The 22,210-nt window shown below is 55.1% G+C and carries 21 protein-coding genes and 2 pseudogenes; 16 read left to right on the forward strand and 7 right to left on the reverse strand.

The window, feature by feature from the left end:
* Positions 1-29 precede the first annotated feature (29 nt).
* The 5 genes from artM to ACMWLG_RS00600 form a co-directional block, all read right to left on the reverse strand.
* Positions 30-698 (reverse strand): arginine ABC transporter permease ArtM, encoded by a 669-nt coding sequence (gene artM / locus ACMWLG_RS00580; protein WP_023310940.1) that lies wholly within the window; start codon positions 696-698, stop codon positions 30-32.
* Positions 698-1,414 (reverse strand): arginine ABC transporter permease ArtQ, encoded by a 717-nt coding sequence (artQ, locus tag ACMWLG_RS00585; RefSeq protein ID WP_025756069.1) that lies wholly within the window; start codon positions 1,412-1,414, stop codon positions 698-700. Before artQ ends, artM begins: the two co-directional genes overlap by 1 nt.
* Before the next feature lie 6 nt (positions 1,415-1,420).
* Entirely contained in the window at positions 1,421-2,152 is a 732-nt protein-coding gene (gene artI / locus ACMWLG_RS00590) for an arginine ABC transporter substrate-binding protein ArtI (protein ID WP_008500032.1), read from the reverse strand.
* Between the two features lie 19 nt (positions 2,153-2,171).
* The gene (gene artP / locus ACMWLG_RS00595; RefSeq protein WP_023310942.1) at positions 2,172-2,900 is read right to left on the reverse strand and encodes an arginine ABC transporter ATP-binding protein ArtP; all 729 of its coding nucleotides are present in this window, start codon (positions 2,898-2,900) and stop codon (positions 2,172-2,174) included.
* A 226-nt stretch (positions 2,901-3,126) separates the two neighbouring features.
* Complete coding sequence (locus ACMWLG_RS00600; protein WP_045403666.1) at positions 3,127-3,645, reverse strand: lipoprotein; 519 nt, start codon at positions 3,643-3,645, stop codon at positions 3,127-3,129.
* A gap of 97 nt (positions 3,646-3,742) precedes the next feature.
* Between ACMWLG_RS00600 and ACMWLG_RS00605 the strand changes: the two genes are divergently transcribed.
* The 3 genes from ACMWLG_RS00605 (at position 3,743) to ACMWLG_RS00615 (ending at position 5,774) form a co-directional block, all read left to right on the forward strand.
* The gene (locus ACMWLG_RS00605; RefSeq protein WP_023310944.1) at positions 3,743-4,066 is read left to right on the forward strand and encodes a heavy metal-binding domain-containing protein; all 324 of its coding nucleotides are present in this window, start codon (positions 3,743-3,745) and stop codon (positions 4,064-4,066) included.
* On the forward strand, positions 4,063-4,893 hold the full coding sequence (locus tag ACMWLG_RS00610) for an N-acetylmuramoyl-L-alanine amidase (RefSeq protein ID WP_045403664.1): 831 nt from the start codon (positions 4,063-4,065) through the stop codon (positions 4,891-4,893). Before ACMWLG_RS00605 ends, ACMWLG_RS00610 begins: the two co-directional genes overlap by 4 nt.
* 257 nt (positions 4,894-5,150) lie before the next feature.
* Positions 5,151-5,774 (forward strand): helix-turn-helix domain-containing protein, encoded by a 624-nt coding sequence (locus tag ACMWLG_RS00615; protein WP_045403662.1) that lies wholly within the window; start codon positions 5,151-5,153, stop codon positions 5,772-5,774.
* An 18-nt stretch (positions 5,775-5,792) separates the two neighbouring features.
* Here the strand turns inward: ACMWLG_RS00615 and ACMWLG_RS00620 are convergent, their stop codons facing one another.
* Positions 5,793-6,407, reverse strand: coding sequence for a hypothetical protein (locus ACMWLG_RS00620; RefSeq protein ID WP_045403660.1), 615 nt, complete (start codon positions 6,405-6,407; stop codon positions 5,793-5,795).
* The gene (locus ACMWLG_RS00625) at positions 6,407-7,981 is read right to left on the reverse strand and encodes an ExeA family protein (protein ID WP_045403657.1); all 1,575 of its coding nucleotides are present in this window, start codon (positions 7,979-7,981) and stop codon (positions 6,407-6,409) included. Before ACMWLG_RS00625 ends, ACMWLG_RS00620 begins: the two co-directional genes overlap by 1 nt.
* Before the next feature lie 300 nt (positions 7,982-8,281).
* On the opposite strand from ACMWLG_RS00625, the pseudogene gspC reads away from it, so the two are divergent.
* The 13 genes and pseudogenes from gspC to ACMWLG_RS00690 all read left to right on the forward strand — a co-directional run bounded on the left by gspC (position 8,282) and on the right by ACMWLG_RS00690 (position 22,117).
* Positions 8,282-9,013 (forward strand): annotated as a pseudogene (gspC, locus tag ACMWLG_RS00630) (type II secretion system protein GspC).
* Positions 9,014-9,026: 13 nt separating this feature from the next.
* Positions 9,027-10,952 (forward strand): type II secretion system secretin GspD, encoded by a 1,926-nt coding sequence (gspD, locus tag ACMWLG_RS00635; RefSeq protein ID WP_045403651.1) that lies wholly within the window; start codon positions 9,027-9,029, stop codon positions 10,950-10,952.
* 12 nt (positions 10,953-10,964) lie between these two features.
* Entirely contained in the window at positions 10,965-12,443 is a 1,479-nt protein-coding gene (gene gspE, locus ACMWLG_RS00640) for a type II secretion system ATPase GspE (protein WP_045403648.1), read from the forward strand.
* Positions 12,443-13,651, forward strand: a complete 1,209-nt coding sequence (gspF, locus tag ACMWLG_RS00645; protein WP_023310952.1) for a type II secretion system inner membrane protein GspF — start codon at positions 12,443-12,445, stop codon at positions 13,649-13,651. Before gspE ends, gspF begins: the two co-directional genes overlap by 1 nt.
* Positions 13,652-13,653: 2 nt before the next feature.
* Positions 13,654-14,102: pseudogene (gspG, locus tag ACMWLG_RS00650) on the forward strand (type II secretion system major pseudopilin GspG).
* Positions 14,102-14,587, forward strand: coding sequence for a type II secretion system minor pseudopilin GspH (gspH, locus tag ACMWLG_RS00655; RefSeq protein WP_045403644.1), 486 nt, complete (start codon positions 14,102-14,104; stop codon positions 14,585-14,587). Before gspG ends, gspH begins: the two are co-directional and overlap by 1 nt.
* Positions 14,580-14,963 (forward strand): type II secretion system minor pseudopilin GspI, encoded by a 384-nt coding sequence (gspI, locus tag ACMWLG_RS00660; protein ID WP_045403643.1) that lies wholly within the window; start codon positions 14,580-14,582, stop codon positions 14,961-14,963. The genes gspH and gspI overlap by 8 nt, the downstream gene beginning before the upstream one ends.
* Positions 14,956-15,636, forward strand: a complete 681-nt coding sequence (gspJ, locus tag ACMWLG_RS00665) for a type II secretion system minor pseudopilin GspJ (RefSeq protein ID WP_045403642.1) — start codon at positions 14,956-14,958, stop codon at positions 15,634-15,636. Before gspI ends, gspJ begins: the two co-directional genes overlap by 8 nt.
* Positions 15,633-16,652, forward strand: coding sequence for a type II secretion system minor pseudopilin GspK (gene gspK / locus ACMWLG_RS00670; protein WP_045403639.1), 1,020 nt, complete (start codon positions 15,633-15,635; stop codon positions 16,650-16,652). Before gspJ ends, gspK begins: the two co-directional genes overlap by 4 nt.
* 15 nt (positions 16,653-16,667) lie before the next feature.
* Positions 16,668-17,813, forward strand: coding sequence for a type II secretion system protein GspL (gene gspL, locus ACMWLG_RS00675; protein WP_045403817.1), 1,146 nt, complete (start codon positions 16,668-16,670; stop codon positions 17,811-17,813).
* Positions 17,810-18,295 carry a type II secretion system protein GspM gene (gene gspM, locus ACMWLG_RS00680; protein ID WP_045403637.1) on the forward strand — a complete coding sequence of 162 codons (486 nt, stop codon included), beginning with the start codon at positions 17,810-17,812 and terminating at the stop codon, positions 18,293-18,295. Before gspL ends, gspM begins: the two co-directional genes overlap by 4 nt.
* Positions 18,292-19,089: a prepilin peptidase gene (locus ACMWLG_RS00685; RefSeq protein ID WP_045403635.1), complete on the forward strand. Its 798-nt coding sequence runs from the start codon at positions 18,292-18,294 to the stop codon at positions 19,087-19,089. Before gspM ends, ACMWLG_RS00685 begins: the two co-directional genes overlap by 4 nt.
* Before the next feature lie 259 nt (positions 19,090-19,348).
* A complete protein-coding gene (locus ACMWLG_RS00690) occupies positions 19,349-22,117 on the forward strand; it encodes a glycosyl hydrolase family 18 protein (protein WP_045403632.1) in 2,769 nt (922 codons plus the stop codon).
* Positions 22,118-22,210: the final 93 nt, after the last annotated feature.

Genomic DNA, 22,210 nt, shown 5'->3' on the forward strand with positions numbered 1-22,210 from the left:
CATGCATACAGTTTTATGCACTCGCGTAGTTAATTTCTGCGCTCAAACGCCAGCGCTTTACGCTCGATCAGGCGCATCATCAGCGTCAACAGGCCGTTAACCACCAGATAGACCACGCCTGCCGCACCGAACACCATCACGTCATAGGTGCGTCCATACAGCAGCTGTCCGTGACCCATCACCTCCATCAGGGTGATGGTGTAGGCCAGGGAGGTACTCTTGAACACCAGCACCACTTCGTTGGAGTAGGAGGAGAGCGCGCGCTTAAAGGCGTACGGCAGCAGGATCGCCAGCGTGTCTTTCTTGCTCATGCCCAGCGCTCCGCAGGACTGCCATTGTCCTTCCGGAATGGCGCGGATCGCGCCGTAGAACAGCTGGGTGGTATAGGCCGCACTGTTAAGCGAAAGGGCAATCAGGGCACACAGCCACGGTTCAGAGAGCAGATGCCAGATAACCGGATATTCCTGCAGCGACGGGAACTGGCCCGGGCCGTAGTAAATCAGGAAGATCTGCACCAGCAGCGGCGTACCGGTAAACAGGGTGATGTAGCCGCGCACAATCCACACCAGCACCGGCGTTTTCAGCGTCAGGATGATGGTGAAGATAAGGGCCAGGATCAGCGCCACGATAATGGACGCCACGGTCAGCGTCAGGCTGGTATGCAGCCCTTTCATCAACTCGGGGAAATATTCAAGCATCAGCCTGGTCTCCGTTCAAAGCGCGTCGCACGCAGGTCAATACGCTTGAGGATGTACTGACTGAGCAACGTGATCACCAGGTAGATTGCCGCCGCCACAATGTACCAGGTAAACGGCTCCTGGGTACGGGTGGCGATGCTTTTGGTTTGCAGCATCAGATCGTTAACGCTGATCAGGCTCACCAGCGCGGTATCTTTCAGCAGCACCAGCCACTGGTTGCCGAGGCCCGGCAGGGCATGACGCCACATCTGCGGCATCACCAGACGGAAGAAGATGGCGGATTTTGACAACCCTAACGCCTGACCCGACTCCCACTGTCCCTGCGGCACGGCCTTCAGCGCACCGCGCAGGGTTTGCGACGCGTACGCGGAGTAGAGCAGGGAGAGGGCAATCACGCCGCACAGGAACGGGCTGACGTCGAAGTTTTCAATCTGCATCTGCACCGGGATCTGCGCAAAGCCGAGATTAAGGGTGAAGCCGTCCGACAGCGTGAGCAGCAGCTGTGAGGAACCGAAATAGATAAACAGGACCACCAGAATTTCCGGTAGCCCACGCAGCACGGTGACCAGCGCGGAGCCTGTCCAGGCGACGGGGAACCATTTCGCGGATTCCCACACCGCAAAGAACATCGCCAGCACGAGGCCGATAATCAGTGCGCAAACGGCAAGGCCGACGGTCATCCCGGCGGCGCTTGCTAAAGGAAAAATTTCATTCATCAGGAATTACTTCTGGAACCATTTTTTGTAGATGGTTTCGTAGGTGCCGTCTTTCTTCACTTTTTCCAGCGCAGCGTTGAATTTCTGCTGCAGCTCAGTGTTGCCCTGACGAACGGCAATCCCCAGACCGGTACCGAAGTAATCCTTATCGGTCACTTTATCGCCCACTGGCGCCAGCTTGTCGTTGGCTTTCAGCCACTCGGTAACAACCGCGGTATCACCAAATACGCCGTCGATACGGCCATTTTGCAGATCCAGCTTCGCGTTCTGGTAGCTGTCATACGGAACGGTGGTGATTTCCGGATGTTTATCCATGATGAATTTCTGGTGCGTGGTGCCGTTCTGCACGCCAACTTTTTTGCCTTTCAGCTGATCGACAGAGGTGAATTTACCTTTCTGACCAATGAACAGAGCGGAGTTGTCGTAGTAAGGGGTGGTGAACAGCACCTGCTTTTCACGCTCCGGGGTGATGTCCATACCGGCCATCACGGCGTCGATACGGCGGAACTTCAGGCTTGGGATCAGGCTGTCGAACGCCTGGTTGCTGAAGGTACAGGTCGCGTCGATCTCTTTACACAGGGCGTTAGCCAGGTCCACGTCGAAGCCAACAATTTTATTGTTCGCATCAATCGACTCAAACGGAGGGTAAGAGGCTTCCGTGGCGAAACGAATGGTCTGGGCTGCGGTAGCAGAAAGGGTAACGCCAGCAAGCAGCACGGCAAGTAATACTTTTTTCATTATATTTCCCCTGACACAATCAATGAGATAAATAGTTTTTGAAGGCATCGGTTTGCGGGTTCGCGAAGCAGCTCGCATCACCTTGCTCAACGATATACCCGTTTTCCATGTAGACCACACGGCTGGCGGTTTTACGCGCCACTTCCACTTCGTGGGTGACGATAACCTGCGTAATATTGGTTTCCGCCAGCTCGCGAATGATGCTGACGATCTGGGCGGTAATTTCCGGGTCCAGCGCCGCGGTTGGCTCATCAAACAGCAGTACCGCAGGCTCCATCATCAGCGCGCGGGCAATGGCTACGCGCTGCTGCTGACCACCGGAAAGGTGCAGCGGGTAGCGGTCGCTGTAGGGCTTAAGGCGCAGACGATCCAGCAGCTTTTCAGCGCGCGCGATCGCCTGATCCTTACTTAATCCCAGCACGCGGCACGGCGCTTCAATCAGGTTTTGCAGGACGGTCAGATGCGGCCAGAGATTGTATTGCTGGAAGACCATGCCGACGTTTTGACGCAGTTCGCGAATCGCTTTATCAGACGGCGTTTTCGCGAAATCAAAATGGTTACCGGCAATTGCCAGCGTACCTGAACGGGGCATTTCAAGCAGATTAAGGACGCGCAGAAGGGAGCTTTTGCCTGCACCGCTTGGGCCAAGCAAAACCAGCGTTTCGCCTTCCGGGCAGTTCAGCGTGATGTCAAACAGCGCCTGGTGTGCGCCGTAGAAGCAGTTAATGCCGTTTAGTTTAATACTCATCGGGGCAGTCTTTACTCATCCAGGCAATCTATAGCAATTGAGGCCGCAGATAGTACCGTTGACAGAATAGTTATGCAATATTTATGCGTTAAAAGTTAAATATAACCCGCGTTTCCTCTTAAACATAGCACAAAATAGCGAACGGTAAGGTCGGCGAGTATAAATGTCGGCATTCCGCATGAAATGCCGCACATTTTACGGGGGTTACCAGGTTATATCGGCGGGTTTAGCGATTCTCAATCGACTGTCGAAGCGTGCCTGCCGGGGCATGAACGCTACCGCCAACGTAGCGCACGTCGTCTACCGCCCAGCACTGTCCTTCACGGATCATCAGTACTTCATCCTGCCAGGTTTGGGTTCCCTGCGTCAGCTTCACGCGCAGCGGAATATTGCGGGCATCGGTATTCGGGATGGTTGACGCGCTGGCCACTTCGGCGCTGTCCGGCAGCGTGGTGCGGCTGGAGAACGGATCGGATTTCAGCAATGTGTTGTGCTGAGGATCGCGGGTGGCGTCGTTAAGCAATTTTGCCAGACCGTCGCTCAGATACGGGCGCAGGCCGGTGAGATCGTTGCTGCGATGCTGGATGCGATAATCATAGAACTGCTGCGCCACGGCGTCCGGGCCGCCCTCAATGCAGGGGCCGCTGCGGGTACCGATATCCTTAAAGGCTGGCGTGACCGTGGTGGTACAGGCGCTGAGCACCAGCGCGCAGGGCACCAAAAGTGTTAAAGCAGAATAGCGCATGTTGATTTCCTTATTTATTAACTATCCTTTCAATCATAGCGTAACGAACCGATAATGCTGTGCCTAAGGCATTGAACGCTAAAGAAGGAGAGAAACCATGCAGTTTTCAACAACCCCAACCCTGGAAGGGCAGACAATAACCGAGTATTGCGGTGTGGTTACCGGCGAAGCGATTCTCGGCGCCAATATCTTCCGCGACTTTTTTGCCGGTATCCGCGACATCGTTGGCGGCCGCTCGGGCGCATACGAAAAAGAGCTGCGCAAAGCGCGTGAAATCGCATTTAAAGAGCTTGGCGAGCAGGCGGAAGCCCTCGGCGCTGATGCGGTCGTAGGGATTGATATCGACTACGAAACGGTCGGAAAAGATGCCAGCATGCTGATGGTGAGCGTAAGCGGTACGGCGGTGAAAACCCTCCGATGACGCGTTCGCTTGCCACGCTCCTGCTGGCTCTGCTGCTGGCAGGATGCGTCACGGAAAAAGGGATTATCGACAAAGGCGCCTACGAGCTGGACACGCGCCATCAGGCGCAGGCGGCTTACCCGCGCATCAAGGTGCTGGTGATCCACTACACCGCGGATGACTTTGACAGCTCGCTGGTCACGCTGACGGATAAGAACGTCAGCTCTCACTATTTGATCCCGGCTAAACCCCCTGCTCCGGACGGTAAGCCGCGCATCTGGCAGCTGGTGCCCGAAAGCGAACTGGCCTGGCATGCGGGCATCAGCTTCTGGCGCGGCACTAACCGCATCAACGATACGTCTGTCGGCATTGAGCTGGAGAACCGCGGCTGGAAAAAAACGTCGGGCGTTAAGCACTTTACCCCTTTTGAGCCAGCGCAGATTGCGGCGTTGGTGCCGCTCGCCAGAGACATTATTACCCGCTACAACATCAGACCTGAAAACGTGGTGGCCCATTCGGACATCGCCCCGCAGCGCAAAGACGATCCCGGCCCGCAGTTCCCCTGGCGTCAGCTGGCGCTGCAGGGGATTGGCGCATGGCCTGACCCGGTGCGGGTGGCGTTTTACCTGAACGGCAAGCCGCGAGATGAGCTTGTGGAGCCGAAGGTGCTGCTCGATCTGCTGGCGCGCTACGGCTATGAGGTGACCGACAACATGACGAACGCACAGCAGAAGCGCGTGATCGTCGCGTTTCAGATGCATTTTCGCCCGGCGCGCTGGGACGGCGTGGCCGATCGCGAAACGCTGGCTATCGCGGAGGCGCTGTTAGAGCGCTACGGGCAGGGGTAATCCCTCGGGTTACCCGACTCCACCTTTACACGGTCTTCTTTTGGACATTTTTTAATCACATTCACAGCGTAAATACTTTATAGTTTCCTCAGTCGAAATTACTCGCAAACGTGTTTGACAATATATCAGCACGACAAATAAGAAATACTGATACGCTAACGTCTTAGCGTTACTTACATTTGTTAAATGGAATTCGCATTTATGCGCTGTGATTGCACACGTTCACCTTTTCCAACTTAATATTAATAGGTCTAACTATGTTAAGTATCTACAGTAAAAATAGCCGTCCAAAAGATGAACTCGACGCCATTATTGCGGTAACTGAAGGTTTTGAAGAAAGAACCTTACGAAAATGGCAGCGTATTAGTACAGAGAGTAACGAAGATATTCATTTTATCATTAGCGGTGAGGTTGAATTCCGCCGCGAGTCGGATGAACTTTGTATGTTTACCTTACAGAATAAATGTATTTTCGGTCTCTCCTCTATTTATTACAATTCAACGCATATGTACGGTCTGGTACGTGCAAATACCGTGGTGCGCACCATTAAAAAAGATGATTTTGTCCGTCTGATGAGCGAAAAAAACCTGTGGGAAGCCTTGAGTAAAGTCCTTTCCTGGTATATTTGCCTGCTCAGCAAGCGTGACGAAGTGTTGGTCGCCCGCAGCGCGTACTCGATTGTTCGCGAGTTCTTGCTGGAAATTAACGAACTGATGGTGCACCATCAGCGCGATATCAATATTTACGACTATATTCAGGAATACACCAGCCTGGCCCGCAGTACCATTATTAAAATCCTCGCTGACCTGAAAAAAGGTAATTACATTCAGGTTGATAAAGGCCGTCTTATGTATTTGTCGGCGCTGCCGGAAAAATATTAATCTCCTTTCATCCCCTTTTTAACTGAAAGGGGGACTATGTTTCAGTGAGTTATTTGCCTGCGTTCCTGCCGTGGTTTCATCCACGGGAGGCGCGGGCATTTTCCCTTGCGAATAATCTTTTTCCTGCTCTTTTAACGCCTTCATCAATAATGCCTTTATTGCCCCGTCATCAGCGGCCTGTTCGGTATTATCCTGTTTGGGTATCGCTGAGCTATTCACTTCGACTCCCGGCAACGTATCCCGGGAAATATCATGCGGCATTTCACCGTCAGGCGCCTGCTGCCAGTCGGCATCGCTGCTATCAATTGGCATCTCCTGCAGCGGCGGCATCTCTTTTGTCACCGGCTCATGTTTTGGTTCAGGCTGCGGGAACGGTTTACTCACATAGACATAATGCATATCCGATAGCTGCGTTTCTGGTTTAACGGCGCTCGCTTTTATCGGCTCAGGCGCCGGATGGCGTAGATCCCAGTAGAGATGGGCGTAAAGTCCTGCGGCGATCGTCATCACTATTCCCACCACCCAGATCAGGGAGGCGCAGAACACTTTTTTCAGCGAGGGGCGCCGGTAAGAAAACCAGACCGGCGCGTTCAGGGTATAGCTGCGCTGGGCAGCCAGTGTAATCGTCGACATTATGAATGCTTCTCCTGTGTGCTGGAGGTCGCAGATGTATTCGCAGACTGAATAAGTACGCTTGGCGTGGTTTTGGTTTCACGCATTAACTGCATCAATGTATCTTCGCCCGCAATCCCGTCCACATGCAGATGCATTTTCTGCTGGAACTCGCGGGTACGTTGCATCAGTTCGGCCGTCCACACCTGTGCGTGGGTTTCCGGCAGATTCAGCGCCAGGCTAAGCTGCTGATCCATCCAGCCCAGATCTTTGGTGCTACTTTCCGCACTGATGGTGTCTTTACCCTGCGGCGTCAGGCGGTGCAACTGGGTGTAATTGCCGGTTGCATGCTGGTTAAACCAGCTGCGGCTGACCTGCCAGGTGCGATTATTCATCAGCAGATCCAGCGAGTTATCATCAACTCTGGCCACCACGGCATAGTTCAGGTGATCGCCGGTTTTGATCTCGCCGATCCACGGGTAACCCTCTTTCGCCAGCTCTTCAAGCGGCGCGCTGCCCTCCTTACACATCAGGTTGACCCGCCCGGCATTCTGGCAGAGCGCCTCTTCCGCCGTGGCGTCATAACCCCACATGGTATAGAGCTGATGCATCGCATCGGGCTTATTCACCACTTCATTCTCAATAACCGGCATTACGGGGGCGTCGGTTTTTGGCGTCTGTGGTTTCCAGCTGGCCATCACGGGCAGCTGTACCGGCAGTCTGGCGGTGATGGCGGGCATCAATGTCCAGCCGCAGGCGGCAAACAGCACAGAAGCAAAAAGGCCCATAACGGCAAGGCGTTTGCCCTTCGGTTTCGCCGGCAGAACTTCTCCTGCAGCGAGACGCAGATGGCGAGGCGATACCTGCGCTGAACGCTCGGTCCAGGCGGCTAGCATGGCGAGGTGTGCCAGCTCGTTGAGTTTGCCTGTCTGTCCTTTGGCCAGCGCGTGCATTTTGCGCACGCGGGTCGGGGTGAACGGCGTCGCGTCGCTGCCATGCGCGTCACACTGGGCCTGAACATAGCTCAGGGACTCGCGGCAGGTGAGGGGCCGGAGCGTGTGATGCGTATGAAGAGATTCACGCAACCCGGACTGCTGGAGGGCGGCTTCCTGGTCGGCCGATCCCATCAGCACAACCGACAGAGGCACATCCAGCTCCTGCGCGCGGGTTAACAGCATGGACAGTGCGTCATGGCAATTCGCTTTCATCGACTGAATATGCGAGATGACCAGTACTTTACGCGTGGTTTTGCGGGACAACATCTCGTCCTGCCACTGACGCAGCACAGCATCAATAGCCTGGATCCGGGTTTTGCTCTCTTTAGTGGTGGTGTTGAGTTTATAGAGCATGCCGCTGGCGCTGAGTTTTGGGAAGGCGTTAATGGCAATCAGCGTGCCGTCATGCTTTTTAAGCGCATCGCAAAACTGCGAGGTGAGATAGCTGTCGTCGCTAAAGAGCGCAGTAACGCCTGCTGTCTGGCACTTCTCTTTCAGCAAACCGAACACATCCTGATGATACGGAACAAAAAAATCACCTGGCATCCGGCTTATAGTCCGGAAAGGCTGGGTAGTGAAATTAAAATGGCGCATATACATAGCGTATTACCGTCTCTTTCATTCATAACAAGGAGACGGAAAAGTAAAGGATACAGGCGGAAGGGGCAATTTGAATGCAGGATAAAAATATTCGGCCTGCGCTTTTAACATAGGTTTATTTAACGTTCAATCTTTTTCTAAATTATTGTTGGTGGAAGTATACATGGGCGGGGGAGAGGAAACTCATTAGTATTTACGCCACTCACTCATACAGCCCTGTGCTGTGAATTACTGACTGGCAGAAAGGCTCGTTAAAAAATGCGGATGTCATTTGTTACTCAATTGATTGTGCCCTGCGTCATGTTTGTGCTGCTTATATTCTGCGGCCAGCAAGGGTATATGGTTTATAAAGATTATAAGAAAGTTACGAACAGATTATCTGATTCAAAGCAGAAGATGCAAAAAAAAAGTCATGATGAAACTCAGTTTGTACTTTTTACACCGGCGGTGATGCCAGAGAAACAGCCGGCGGCAGTGAAAAAGCCGCTCAGTGCGGAAATCGAAGGTATTCTCAGCAGCGACGAAGCCTAGCTGTCCTTTGCGGTGATAAAAACCCCCGCGGGACAAAAGAGCTATCGCGAGGGCGAAATGCTCGCCGGTTTTGACAATGCCTATATTGCGGAAATTCATCCTGATAATGTGATGGTGAATTATGAAGGCGCGCCGCAGGTTATTTCACTTAAAAAACCAGACTATTTCAAAGGCGGCGTTGACAGCGCCCCGGTAACCAAATCGAAGAAAGATGCAGGGTTGGATAATCTGCATCTGGATGATTATCTGGTGTTAAAACCAATAATCGAAAAAGGCCAGCTGGAAGGCTACAACATTAATCCACGCAATGCGTCCCCTTTCTACAGCCATGCTGGCCTGGAAAAAGGTGATGTGGTGGTGAAAGTTGACGATGTGGATATGACTAAAGAGGCGCAGGCAAAAGAGATCGTTGCCCGCTGGTCAAAAATGAAAGCAGCGGATGTCATTATTCGACGTCACGCTCACCTTGAAAATATTCGGGTCAATGTTCTAAACAATTAATAAGTGTACAGACATGAAGAAATTTCCATGGGCGTGCGTAGCGCTGACCGCATTGTCGTTATATTCAGGTTCGCTGTTCGCGGCGAACTTTAGCGCCAGTTTCAAAAATACCGATGTCCGCGAATTTATCGATACCGTCGGACGTAACCTTAATAAAACCATTCTGGTCGATCCTTCCGTTCAGGGAACGGTGTCGGTTCGCACCTACAACGTACTGACGGAAGAGGAATATTATCAGTTCTTCCTGAGCGTGCTGGATCTCTATGGTCTGTCGGTGATCCCGATGGATAACGGGATGGTGAAAGTCGTGCGCTCTTCGGTGGCCCGCATGTCGGGCGCACCGATTGCCGACAGCAAAAACCCCGGCAAAGGCGACGAAATCATCACCCGCGTGGTGCGAATGGAGAACGTCCCGGTACGTGAGCTGGCCCCCCTGTTGCGTCAGTTAAACGACGCCTCCGGCATCGGCAACGTGGTCCATTTTGAACCGTCAAACGTGCTGCTGTTAACCGGCAAAGCCTCGGTGGTAAACCGCCTGGTCGATCTGGTGCAGCGAGTGGATCAAAGCGGCGTCCAGCGTCGTGAAATCGTGCCGCTGCGTTTTGCCTCGGCCAAAGATCTTTCTGACATGTTGAACAATCTCAACAACGAAGAGCAGAAAGGGCAAAACGCCCCGCAGCTGGCGACCAAAGTGGTCGCCGACGATGAAACCAACAGCCTGGTGATCAGCGGCAGCCCGGACGCGCGTCAGCGCACCCGGATGCTGATCTCCCAGCTCGATCGCGAGCAGAACAACGAGGGCAACACCCGCGTCTTCTATCTGAAATACGCCAACGCCACCAAAGTGGTGCCGGTGCTGACGGGGATCGGCGAGCAGCTGAAAGATAAAGCGGGCGGCGGTAAGAGCAAAGCCGCGCCGATGGCAGGCGACCTGAATATTACCGCCGACGAGTCTACCAATTCGCTGGTGATCACCGCCCAGCCAAACGTCATGAACTCGCTGGAAAAAGTGATCGACAAGCTGGATATCCGCCGTCCGCAGGTGCTGGTGGAGGCGATCATCGCCGAAGTTCAGGACGGTAACGGTCTTGATCTGGGCGTGCAGTGGACCGGTAAACACGGTGGGGTTCAGTTTGGTTCGACCGGCCTGCCGATCAGCCAGATCAAGAAGTCAAAAGTCATTGGCAGCTATACGGGCCTGGCGACCGGTTTCTTTAACGGCGACTTTGGCGCGCTAATGACGGCGCTGTCCACTAACGGTAAAAACGACATTCTGTCGACGCCGAGCGTGGTGACGCTGGATAACAAAGAGGCGTCGTTCAACGTCGGTCAGGACGTGCCGGTACTCTCCGGTTCGCAGACCACCAGCGGCGATAACGTGTTTAACTCGGTGGAACGTAAAACCGTTGGTACGAAGCTGAAAATCGTACCGCAGATCAACGATGGCGACATGATCCATCTGAAGATCGAGCAGGAAGTTTCCAGCGTGGATAACACCTCGACGGCCGATGCCAGCCTGGGCCCAACGTTCAACACCCGCACTATCAACAATGAAGTGATGGTCCACAGTGGGCAGACGGTGGTACTGGGCGGCCTGATGGAAAACGTCACCAAACAGTCGGTCTCGAAAGTACCGTTGCTGGGCGATATTCCAGTGGTGGGACAGCTGTTCCGCTACACCTCGCAGGACAGCGCCAAGCGTAACCTGATGGTGTTTATCCATACCACCGTACTGCGCGACGACGACAACTACAGCGCGGCGTCGAAAGAGAAATATGACCAGATCCAGGCGCGTCAGCAGCAGCGTATGGAGGAGCATAAGCTGGGTATTATCGAGAATGCGGACAATCCAATACTGCCGGCCTATCCGTCCCAGAGCCACGCCGCACCGGTGAGCGCCAGTGCGCCGGTGTTGTCCCGCAACCCGTTTAAAGAGTAAGGCGCAAGCGACATGACCGAGATGAGTAATGCGCTCTGTACCAGCACCTGGGCGAAAGAGAACGGGGTCCTGTTCTATAACGATGAGGTTTATATCCGCGAGGATGCGCAAGCGTATGCCCTGCTGGAGATGCGCCGCGTGCTGGGGCGCTCCTATGCCCCGACGATCCTGACGGCGGAAGCGTTTGACGAACTGCTGACCAAAATCTGGCAGCAGAACAGCGGCGTCTCGCAGCAGCTGGTGGACGACATGGACGCCGATATTGACCTGATGGCGTTAACCGAGGAGATCCCTGACAACGAAGATCTGCTTGATAACGACGAGAACTCGCCGGTGATCCGCCTGATCAACGCCATTATGAGCGAAGCGGTGAAAGAGGGGGCCTCCGATATTCATATCGAAACCTTCGAGCGCACCCTGAGCATTCGTTTTCGCGTTGACGGCGTGCTGCGTCCGGTGCTGCAGCCGGCGCGCAAGCTCGCGCCGCTGCTGGTGTCGCGTATCAAAGTGATGTCCAAACTGGACATCGCCGAAAAACGTCTCCCCCAGGACGGTCGTATCTCGCTACGCATTGGTCGTAAGGCTATTGACGTTCGTGTCTCCACTATTCCGTCTCAGTACGGCGAACGCGTGGTGATGCGTCTGCTGGACAAAAGCAATCTTAAGCCGGACATCAACAAGCTCGGTCTGATTGACGAAGAGCTGGTGAAGTTAAAGGGACTGATTGAACGTCCGCACGGCATCATCCTGGTGACCGGCCCGACCGGTTCGGGGAAAAGTACCACCCTGTACGCGCTGCTGTCGGCGCTTAACGGCCATGAACGCAACATTCTGACCGTGGAAGATCCGATCGAGTATGAACTGGAAGGGGTAGGGCAGACCCAGGTCAACCCGCGCGTGGAAATGACCTTTGCGCGCGGACTGCGCGCCATTCTGCGCCAGGACCCGGACGTGGTGATGATCGGGGAAATTCGTGACGGTGAAACCGCGCAAATCGCAGTACAGGCCTCGCTCACCGGTCACCTGGTGATGTCCACGCTGCACACCAACAGTGCCGCGGGCGCCATTACCCGTCTGCGTGATATGGGGCTGGAGTCATTTTTAATTGGTTCGTCGCTACTTGGCGTCATTGCCCAGCGTCTGGTGCGTCGGCTGTGTCCGCACTGTCGCACGACCAGTCCGCTGGATGACAATGAGAAAGCGCTGTTCACCTTTATGGAAACGCCGCCGAAAGCGATTTATCGCGCCGTGGGCTGTGAACAGTGTCGCCAGAGCGGCTACCAGGGGCGCGCAGGCATCCATGAATTTCTGGTGGTCGACAGCGCCATGCGCCGTGCGATCCATGAAGACAAAGATGAGATGTCCATCGAAACGCAGCTTTTCAAAGAGGCCTACAGCCTGCGTGAAAACGGTCTGCTGAAGGTGATCTCCGGCGTGACCTCGCTGGAAGAGGTGATGCGCGTCACCGCCGAGCGCGGGGGGGATGCGTAATGGCCTGGTATGCGTGGTCCGCAACGGACGCTGCGGGGAAAACCCAGCGCGGCACCCTTCAGGCCGAAGGGCCAAAGCAGGTGCGCCAGATGCTGCGCGAACAGAAGCTGATGCCAGTGAACATTGCGCCGACCAGCGATCCGGCGGCGGGAAAAAACGCCCGTAAAGGGGCAAAACTGTCGATTCCGGTGCTGTCGATGTTTACCCGACAGCTCGCGACGCTGGTCAATGCCGCGCTGCCGCTGGAGAGTGCGCTGAAGGCGATTGCGAAGCAGACGGAAGATAAAACCCTGGCGGCGATGGTGACCGAGATCCGCGACAAGATTGTGGAAGGTCACACGCTGTTCGATGCCTTCAGCCAGTTTCCGCGTAGCTTCGACAAGCTCTACTGCACCCTGGTGATGGCCGGTGAAAAGACCGGCCATCTCGGCGGCGTGCTGGAAAAGCTCGCCGAGTACAACGAGCAGCGCCAGAAGATGAAAAGCAAGCTCACCCAGGCGATGGTCTACCCCATCACCCTGACGGTGGTGGCGATCGCGGTGATCTCCATTCTGCTGGTCGCCGTGGTGCCGCAGGTCATCGACCAGTTCACCCACATGAAACAAGAGCTGCCGGTGACCACCCGCACGCTGATTGCGGTGAGCGACTTTCTACAGGCCTGGGGCATCGTTATCGCCGGCGGCCTGTTCGGGGCGTCGGCGAGCTTTAAATTTTGGATAAAAGTAGAAAAGAACCGGTTTGTTTATCATCGGTGGCTGTTGCTAAAGTCACCGCTGAAAAAACTGGTCTGCGCCATCAACAGCGCGCGCTACATCCGTACGCTGAGTATTTTGCAGGCCAGCAGCGTTCCGCTGCTGGAGGGGATGTACATCGCGATGGACGGGATTGAAAACCTCTATGCCCGGCAGGTGCTTGAGCAGGCAGCGGACACCGTGCGCCAGGGGGCATCCCTCTACAACGCGCTGGAACAGGCGAGAATTTTCCCACCCACCATGCTCTACATGGTGGCCTCCGGGGAGGAGAGCGGCGAGCTGGGCTCGTTGATGGATCGTGCGGCGGAAAACCAGGAATCTGCATTACAGCATCGAATTACGTTAACGCTGTCGGTATTTGAACCGGCACTGGTAGTAACTATGGCGACCGTTGTTTTATTTATCGTTCTTTCAATATTACAACCGCTTCTTCAACTTAATAATATGGTGGGTTAATCATGTCTTTGAAAAAAAATAGCCTGAAGCGTCAGGCGGGGTTCACGCTGCTCGAATTAATGGTAGTTATCGTTATTCTCGGCGTGCTGGCCAGTATGGTCGTGCCTAATTTAATGGGAAATAAAAAAAAGCCGATATTCAGAAAGCGACCAGCGATATTGTGGCGCTGGAAGGTTCGCTGGATATGTACAAACTCGACAACCATCGCTATCCGACCACCGAGCAGGGGTTGCAGGCGCTGGTAACCAAACCTGAAATTGCGCCCATTCCGAAAGGCTACCGTGACGATGGCTATATTCGCCGCCTGCCGCAGGACCCGTGGGGCAATGACTATATTCTGGTTAGCCCGGGTGAGCATGGCGCTGTCGATATTTTCTCAGCCGGTCCGGATGCAGAAGCTAATACTGCCGACGATATCAGCAACTGGTCTTTTGATAAAAAAGATAAGTAATGAATAAGCAACGTGGATTTACCCTGCTGGAAATTATCGTGGCGCTGGTGATATTCGCCCTGAGCGCCATGATGGTGGTCACGACCATTCCATCACGCAGCGGCGCAGATACATTTGGTCAGCAGCTAAAATCCCTCGTTGAATATGGTTCTGACCGTGCGGTAATGGACGGAAATATTGTCGGGCTGGTGATGACCTCGTCAGAATTTGAACTGGTGACGCAGGTTGTAAATAACGGCGAGCGCCACTGGGCACCGTTAAAATCGGGGCGGATCGCCACCCGCGGCGAGTTTCCTGAGGAGATGCATGTCTCCCTCTCATCGCGAACGCTGGCGGCCACGCTGGACGATGAACCGCAAATCATTTTTTTGCCGGACGGCGAGCTGAGCCGCTTTACGCTCAGCTTCGAAAGCCTCGATAAAAAGCAGCGCTTTCACGTGACGTCACAGGGCTCTGTTCCCGTGGTGGTGGAAAACGATGACTAAACGCAAAACCAAAGAGCAGGGGATGACCCTGCTGGAAGTGATGGTGGCGCTGGTGATTTTCTCCACCGCGGCGCTGGCGCTGATGAACTCCGTCACCCTGAACGTGCGCTTTACCCACAGCCTGTCGGAAACGCTGCAGGCCGGCTGGGTGGCGGAAAATCAGCTGGCGCAAGCGCAGCTGGCTCAGACCGATTTCCCGGACGCCGAGCAGGTGGGTACCGAAACCATGGGCGGACAAACCTGGACCTGGCATATCCAGCGGGTGAAAACCGCCGAAAATACCTTTGCCGATGAGGTACGGGTTTACAGCGAAGCAAGCGATGCGCAACCGGTGGTGGCGCTTCAGCTCGCCGAACCGGAGGGGGATCGTGAGTAAGGTGCAGCGTCAGCAGGGCTTTACCCTGCTGGAAATTATGATTGCGCTGGCCATCTTCGCGGTGATCGGCATTCTCGCCTGGCAAACGCTCGACGGCGCGATGCGCACCTCGACGGCCAGCGACGAGGCGGCGACAAAAGTTACGGTGCTTCAGCGCACGTACAACCTCCTCTCGCGTGACTTTTACCAGCAGCAGGCGCGCGCGCCGCGCAACAGCGGCGAGGTGTTCGTCCAGCAGCAGAATGGTGTGGAAATGACAACCCTGAACGGCATCAGCGGCCAGGTGCAGCTGGAGCGGGTGCGCTGGACGTTAAAGGACAAGCGCCTGTGGCGCAACGTCTGGGCTGCTATCGACGGTCCCGCCAGCGCGCAGCCGGAAGAAGTGCCGATTTTGAGCGATGTGAAAGAGATGAAATGGCGCTTCTGGCACGAAGGCTGGCAGGAAAAATGGACCGACATCGCCCATCAGCCTGATGGCGTTGAGCTGAATCTGACCATGGAAAACGGCGAAACCTGGCGCTGGGTTTTTATCACTCCCGGCGATATGCCTGAGATCCAGACCGCGCCAAAAGAGACGAATGCGGATCCGACGCAGCCGGCTGCGGAGAATGCGGCCCAGCCCGTAACAACCCCGCAGCCCGATACGACAGCAGAGCCAGGAGTGAGTTCATGAGCGGCAAAACAGCGCGAAAAGAGCGTGGCGTGGCGCTGCTGGTGGTGCTGATCCTGCTGGTGATGATGTCCGCCCTGGCGGCGAAGATCAGTCAGCAGTTCTGCCGCCACCTGCAAAAAACGCATTATCAGGTCAGCCAGCAGACGCTGCGCTGGGCCATTGCCCGTCAACAGAAGGTACTGGAAAACGTGTTGCAGAAAGCGGCCAGTTCAGAAGGGGCGGGGCTTTCACCGCGAGGTGACTGGGCGCAGCCGCTGGAAACCCACGGGGATAATTACACCGTGGTGAGTCAGGTGGAGGATGCCCGGACCTGCTTTAACGTCAATAGTCTGCTGGCCGGTGATGCGGCGCCAGCGGCCCCGGCCGACCCTACTGCGCTGCCGGAAAAACCGGTCAAAGAGCAGATTATTGAACAACTGCTGACGGAAAGTGGCGTCGGTACGCTGGCGGCAGAAGAGATTTACCAGCAGCTGGTGGATTATCTTGACGCCGACGACGTGACGGCGAAACAGGGCCAGGAAGTCGATAGCTGGGCGAGCGTGACGCCCGCCCGCGGTCCGGCGAATCAAATGATGCGCACCATCAACGAAATCAGACTGCTGCCCGCCTTTCCGCAGGCTGCGTGGCCGAAGGTCAGCAAGCTGCTGTGCGCCTTGCCGGATACGGAGGGCACCATAAATGTGAATACCTTAACACGCGAACAGGCGCCGCTGCTGGCGGCGGTTTTTACCGGCGTGTTAAACACGGACGACGCTGCCCGCCTGATCGATTCACGCCCGGAGGAGGGGTGGGCATCGCTCGAGGCATTCAGCAAAGTGCTGGAGAGCAACTATCCGCAGACCAAAGATATCCTGGCGCAGATCCAGGACAGGGTTGCGGTCAACAGTCGCTATTTTCGGGTGGATACAACCGGCAATACCGATGATTTAACGCTGCGCGTCGTCAGCCAGCTTCACGTTGACAGTGAGGTGGGCAAGGTCGTTACCTGGCAACGCCGCTACCGAATGGTTGAATAAGATAAGTAGAAGATGATGAAAAAGGTGCTTTTTATTCGTCCCGATACCCGTGAGGACGGCAAAATTTGGTGGTGTGAATCCGGTAACGATCGGGTGGAATATCTGACGGGCTGGAGCGCACTGAGCGAACTTTCCTGCCATCCGCTTTCTCAGCAGGTGTGCCTTTTGCTGCCGGCGAGCGAGACGATCTTTCGTCATTTTACCCTGCCGAAAAAAGGACTTTCAGCCCAGACGGCGCAGTTCTCGTGGATGGCGGAAGAGACATTGCTCGGCGAGGTGGAGACGCTGCACTGGACGGTGCTGAACAAAAAGGGGCCAGAAGTGGATGCCGTGGCCATCGACGCTGAACGTCTGCGCCACTGGCTTGAGCTGTTCGCTCAGGCGGGGCTCACGGTGGTCCAGGCGCTGCCGGATGCCTGGCTGCTGCCGGTGAGCGAGGGGGGTACTACGCTGGTGAGCCTGGAAGAGAGCTACTGGCTGCGTTTTTCTCCCAGCAGCGCTGGCGAAGCCGATGCGCTCCTGCTGCCGCTGCTGTTGAGTAAATGCCCGACGGGTGAGGTGTGCTGCTATGGCGATGCGCCGCAGGAGGTACAGGTGGATGAGCTGCTGGCGTGGCAGCATCCGCTGGTGCTGATCCAGACCCAGTGGCAGGGCTGTCGTATCAACATGCTGCACGGAGAGTTTTCCGGGCGCAGCGCCAGCGGTCCGCGTTTTCGTCACGCGAAAACGGCCCTCGCTGCGGCGGCGCTGGTTTGTGTCGGCCTGCTGATCGGCCCCCGCGTAGGTATGGCGTTGATGCTCACTCACCAGCAAAACGAGATCCACCGTGAGATGACCACCGTAGCGCAGCACTATTTCCCGACCCTGCGCCAGACCAGCAACCTGAAGTACTACTTCGGGCAGAATATCAGCAAGGCGAAGAAAGGGATCTTCCTGCAGCTCGAAGCGCTGAATCAAATCAAGCAGTCATTGCCGTCTCTGGAGATCAATAACGTGGAATATGACGAAACGCAAAATCAGCTGACGTTGAATGTGAAATCCATGGATAAACAGACCCTGCAGGATTTTGTCGCCCGCAGCGCCGAAACTTTTGAATTTGCGATGCAGCCAATTTCCGGCGAGGCGCCTTATACCGCCATTATTACCGGGAGCTATAAATGAAAACGCAAATAGCCCAGTTAAAAAACCGCTGGCAAAATTATAGTCCACGCGAGCGTAATTTATTTAAACTCTGCGGCGGGGCACTCTGCTGTGCGATGGTTTATTACGGCGCGATGATGCCGCTCGATACTCTGATCAAAAATAACGAGGCCGTGTTATTTAAGCAGAAGCAGACGCTGAACTGGATGCGCCAGGAAATTGATAAAAACCATCTCCAGTCCAGAATAGTCAATACCCCGAATCCGCGCAGCGTGGTGGAAGAAAGTGCCAAAGTCGTGCACGTCGCGTTGACAGACGTGCGTCAGGAAGAGCAGTCGCTAACCTTTGTTATCGAGCGCGTCAACATTTCTGCCCTGCAAAACTGGCTGCGTGAGATGAACGTCTCTTCCGGTATACGTCTGGAGAAACTCGCGTTAACGCCGGTGGATCGTCAGAGTGACGTCAAGGCACACATTACGCTGAGCTGGGCGAAAAGCGCATGAACCCGCTAATGCTGTTGCAGCAAGCGAATCTGCCGGGACTGTGCGCGATGAGCGGAGCGCTGGGCGCGATCCTCGGCAGTTTCCTGGGCGTAGTCGCGGAGCGTATTCCGCCGCTGGTAATGGAAGAAGAGGGGGCAGGCAATCTGCTGTTTCCCGCCTCTCACTGTCCGGAATGCCACCATTCCCTGAGCGCGTGGGAAAATATTCCCATCATTAGCTGGTGTGCGCTGCGCGGTCGCTGCCGCCACTGCCATTGCGCGATTCCGCTGCGACTGCTGCTGGTGGAAGTCTGTAGCGCTGCCTTTTTCGCCGCCAGCGCCGCGCTGGCACCGTCGTTTTCGGCGCTCATCGCGCTGTGGGTGATGTGGAGTTTTCTGCTGCCGCTGGCGGTGATCGATGCGCGCCATATGCTGCTGCCGGACTGCCTGACCCAGCCGCTGCTGTGGACGGGGCTGATGTTCCATGCCCTGTTCCGGACGCTACCGCTGACCGATGCTATCTTTGGCGCGGTGGCGGGATATCTGTCGCTCTGGCTGGTTTACTGGGCATTCCGCCTGCTGACCGGCCGGGAAGGGTTAGGCTATGGTGATTTTAAGCTGCTGGCTGCGCTAGGCGCGTGGTGCGGATGGCAGGCGTTGCCCTCTATTTTGCTGATCGCGGCGCTGGGGGGCATTATTATGCATTGCCTTTTAAAGCCCTTTGAGAATAAAAATAACCTTATTTCCTTTGGTCCATATATTGCGTTTTCCGGGCTGGCTATATTAATTGCGCAAATTTCGCATTTTATCATTTAAATAATGCAGTCAAGTTTTTTTTGATGTTTTTTCATTTGGGGAATGAAAGGAAAAATTAAATTCCCCACTGTATTCTCCTCTCCGCAATAAAATATTTGTTGAAGGTTTTATGAGTGGAGGAAAGTACGGCGTAATAATAAGAAGGTCTTTCGTGAACCAGAAGCGTTCATGATTAATTTATCAGTCAATAACGTTCGTCCATGTTTAATGGAAAAGCATGGGTATTTAATTTCACAAATCGTATTATCAGGATCAAATAATGAAATTTCTGAAGCCTAAATATCTGGCACTCTTCGTTGCAGCGGCTGCAAGCCCGGTGTTCGCAGCAGTGCCCGGTAAAGCAACTATCGCCAGTGGTAATGATAAATTTGCCATTGTTGAAGTTGATCAGTCTGCTTCTGCTTACAACAACCTCGTCAAAGTTCATGATGGCGCCGATGTTAAAGTGCAGTGGGACGTCTGGAGCGGCGCGGCGCCGACTTCAGCGAAAGTGCTGCTTGACGGCAAAACCGTCTGGACCGGCGCAGGCAGCATGTCCGGCACGGCTACGTTTAAAGTGAAGAAAGGCGGTCGCTATCAGGAAACGGTTGAGCTCTGCAATGCCAGCGGCTGCAGCACCAGTGCCAGCAAACTGATTATCGTCGCGGATACCGACGGTAGCCATCTGCTGCCACTCAACACCACCATGCAGGAAAATAACAAAACCCTCTCTAAGCACACCGATAAAGTGGTGGGGGCTTATTTCCCTGAGTGGGGTGTTTACGACCGTAACTTCCCCGTGGACAAAATTCCGGCGGCTAACCTTAACCACATTCTGTATGGCTTCATTCCAATCTGCGGCGGCGACGGCATCAACGACAGCCTGAAAACCATTGAGGGCGGTAACAGCTTCGAAGCGCTTAAGCGCGCCTGTGCGGGCCGTCAGGACTTCCAGGTGGCGATCCACGACCCGTGGGCCGCACTGCAGAAGCCTCAGGCTGGCGTAAGCGGCTGGGACGATCCCTACAAAGGTAACTTCGGCCAGCTGATGGCAATGAAGAAAGCCAACCCGGGCCTGAAAGTGCTGCCTTCTATCGGTGGCTGGACCCTTTCCGATCCGTTCTTCAAAATGCATGACAAAGCGATCCGCGATCGCTTCGTGGCTTCCGTTAAAGATTTCCTGAAAACCTGGAAATTCTTCGACGGCGTAGACATCGACTGGGAATTCCCGGGCGGCGGCGGTCAGAACGAAACGCTGGGCAACCCGCAGCAGGATAAAGAAACCTATACCGCACTGATGCATGACCTGCGCACCATGATGAATGAGCTGTCAGCCGAAACGGGTCGTACCTATGAACTGACCTCTGCGATCGGTTCCGGCGGCGATAAGATTGAAGACGTGGATTACACCACTGCCCAGCAGTACATGGACCACATCTTCCTGATGAGCTACGACTTCTACGGCGGCTGGAGCAACACCGAGCTGGGTCACCAGAACGCGCTGCGTGCGCCTGCGAATAAACCGGATACCAAATACACCACCGAAAACGGCGTGAACGCGCTGCTGGCCCAGGGCGTACAGCCCGGCAAGATCGTTGTGGGGACGGCCATGTACGGTCGCGGCTGGACCGGCGTTCACGGTTACAGCAATAACAACCCGTTCACCGGCACGGCAACGGGCATGGTGAAAGGGACCTGGGAACCGGGCGTGGTTGACTATCGTCAGATCGTTAACGAGTACAAAGGCAAAGCGGGCTGGGAATACAACTATGATGCTACCGCTGAAGCGCCGTATCTGTTTAACAAAACCACCGGCGATCTGATTACCTATGAAGACGCGCGTTCCGCAACGGCGAAAGGTCAGTATGTGCTGGCGAAAAACCTGGGCGGTCTGTTTGCCTGGTCCATCGACTCCGATACCGGAGACATTCTGAACGCGATGAATGAAAGCCTGACGGGCGGCGGCGCTGCGCCGGTTGATCCGGTAGTAACCAACCATGCGCCTGTGGCGACTGCCGCTGACCAGAGCGTAACCGGTCCGGCGACGGTGACGCTGGATGGCTCGGCTTCCACCGATCCGGATGGCGATGCCATCACCTACAAGTGGACGCAGATCTCTGGTCCATCCGTGACCATCACCAACAGCACCAAAGCGAAAGCGACCTTTAACGTTGCCGCTGTCGCCAGTAACCAGACTCTGGCGTTCCGCCTGACGGTTACTGACGCGAAAGGGTTGAGCAGCACTGCTGACGTCCAGGTCGTGAACAAAGCGCCGAAAGCAAACCAGGCGCCGGTTGTGAACCAGATGGAAGCCGTGACGCTGGAAGCTGGCCAGAGCTACTCTCTGCACGCTCAGGCGAGCGATCCAGATGGCGACGCGCTGACCTACTCCTGGAGCGTTCCTGCGAATATGCAGGCGACAGGCGCAGACACCGCGAACCTGAACATCACCGCACCGGACGTGGACACGGAATCAACTTACACGCTGACCGTGGTGGTAAGCGATGGCAAGTCCAGCGTACAGACTAACGTACAGGTGACGGTAACGCCTAAAGCGGCGGAAGCGCCGTCTGACGAAGGCAACACCCCATCCGATGAAGGCAACACGCCGTCTGACGAAGGCAACACCCCTTCCGATGAAGGGAATACGCCGTCTGACGAAGGTAACACCCCATCCGATGAAGGTAACACGCCGTCTGACGAAGGTTCTGCCATCAATAGCTGCGATAAGCCAGTTGACGCTAACGCCAGCAAATATGCGGCCTGGAGCGCAAGCAAGGTTTACAACGCGGGGAATACCGTCAGCTTCGACAACCTGGTCTGGAAAGCAAAATACTGGACTCAGGGCAACCAGCCGGGCTTCGGTGTGGATGCATGGGAGCTGGTAAGTCAGGTGAAATTCAACTGGCGCTCCGACGTGGTTTATAACGGCGGCGACACCACTACCTACAACGGTTACACCTACACCGCGAAATGGTGGACGAAGGGTGATAAACCAGGTAGCAGCGATGTATGGGTGAAAAAAGGCCCGGCGACTGACTGCCAGTAAGCCACTGCTATAACGATGCGGGTAAGAAATTTGCCCGCTATTACGGTCCACGTCCCGAGACGGACGTGGGCCGTAAATCAGGAAAAGAGTAAT

Source organism: Enterobacter sp. 01-M-02-SI-ECC, from assembly GCF_047530595.1.
GTDB classification, from domain to species: Bacteria; Pseudomonadota; Gammaproteobacteria; order Enterobacterales; family Enterobacteriaceae; genus Enterobacter; species Enterobacter cloacae_M.

Excerpts from the sequence above, each read along its gene's own strand:
- ACMWLG_RS00690 (WP_045403632.1), top strand. The coding sequence starts at position 19,349 with ATGAAATTTCTGAAGCCTAAATATCTGGCACTCTTCGTTGCAGCGGCT.
- gspI (WP_045403643.1), top strand. The coding sequence starts at position 14,580 with ATGACTAAACGCAAAACCAAAGAGCAGGGGATGACCCTGCTGGAAGTG.
- gspH (WP_045403644.1), top strand. The coding sequence starts at position 14,102 with ATGAATAAGCAACGTGGATTTACCCTGCTGGAAATTATCGTGGCGCTG.
- ACMWLG_RS00600 (WP_045403666.1), bottom strand. The coding sequence starts at position 3,645 with ATGCGCTATTCTGCTTTAACACTTTTGGTGCCCTGCGCGCTGGTGCTC.
- artQ (WP_025756069.1), bottom strand. The coding sequence starts at position 1,414 with ATGAATGAAATTTTTCCTTTAGCAAGCGCCGCCGGGATGACCGTCGGC.
- artI (WP_008500032.1), bottom strand. The coding sequence starts at position 2,152 with ATGAAAAAAGTATTACTTGCCGTGCTGCTTGCTGGCGTTACCCTTTCT.
- gspE (WP_045403648.1), top strand. The coding sequence starts at position 10,965 with ATGACCGAGATGAGTAATGCGCTCTGTACCAGCACCTGGGCGAAAGAG.
- ACMWLG_RS00615 (WP_045403662.1), top strand. The coding sequence starts at position 5,151 with ATGTTAAGTATCTACAGTAAAAATAGCCGTCCAAAAGATGAACTCGAC.
- gspK (WP_045403639.1), top strand. The coding sequence starts at position 15,633 with ATGAGCGGCAAAACAGCGCGAAAAGAGCGTGGCGTGGCGCTGCTGGTG.
- gspL (WP_045403817.1), top strand. The coding sequence starts at position 16,668 with ATGAAAAAGGTGCTTTTTATTCGTCCCGATACCCGTGAGGACGGCAAA.
- ACMWLG_RS00605 (WP_023310944.1), top strand. The coding sequence starts at position 3,743 with ATGCAGTTTTCAACAACCCCAACCCTGGAAGGGCAGACAATAACCGAG.
- ACMWLG_RS00610 (WP_045403664.1), top strand. The coding sequence starts at position 4,063 with ATGACGCGTTCGCTTGCCACGCTCCTGCTGGCTCTGCTGCTGGCAGGA.
- ACMWLG_RS00620 (WP_045403660.1), bottom strand. The coding sequence starts at position 6,407 with ATGTCGACGATTACACTGGCTGCCCAGCGCAGCTATACCCTGAACGCG.
- gspD (WP_045403651.1), top strand. The coding sequence starts at position 9,027 with ATGAAGAAATTTCCATGGGCGTGCGTAGCGCTGACCGCATTGTCGTTA.
- gspM (WP_045403637.1), top strand. The coding sequence starts at position 17,810 with ATGAAAACGCAAATAGCCCAGTTAAAAAACCGCTGGCAAAATTATAGT.
- ACMWLG_RS00625 (WP_045403657.1), bottom strand. The coding sequence starts at position 7,981 with ATGTATATGCGCCATTTTAATTTCACTACCCAGCCTTTCCGGACTATA.
- ACMWLG_RS00685 (WP_045403635.1), top strand. The coding sequence starts at position 18,292 with ATGAACCCGCTAATGCTGTTGCAGCAAGCGAATCTGCCGGGACTGTGC.
- artM (WP_023310940.1), bottom strand. The coding sequence starts at position 698 with ATGCTTGAATATTTCCCCGAGTTGATGAAAGGGCTGCATACCAGCCTG.
- artP (WP_023310942.1), bottom strand. The coding sequence starts at position 2,900 with ATGAGTATTAAACTAAACGGCATTAACTGCTTCTACGGCGCACACCAG.
- gspF (WP_023310952.1), top strand. The coding sequence starts at position 12,443 with ATGGCCTGGTATGCGTGGTCCGCAACGGACGCTGCGGGGAAAACCCAG.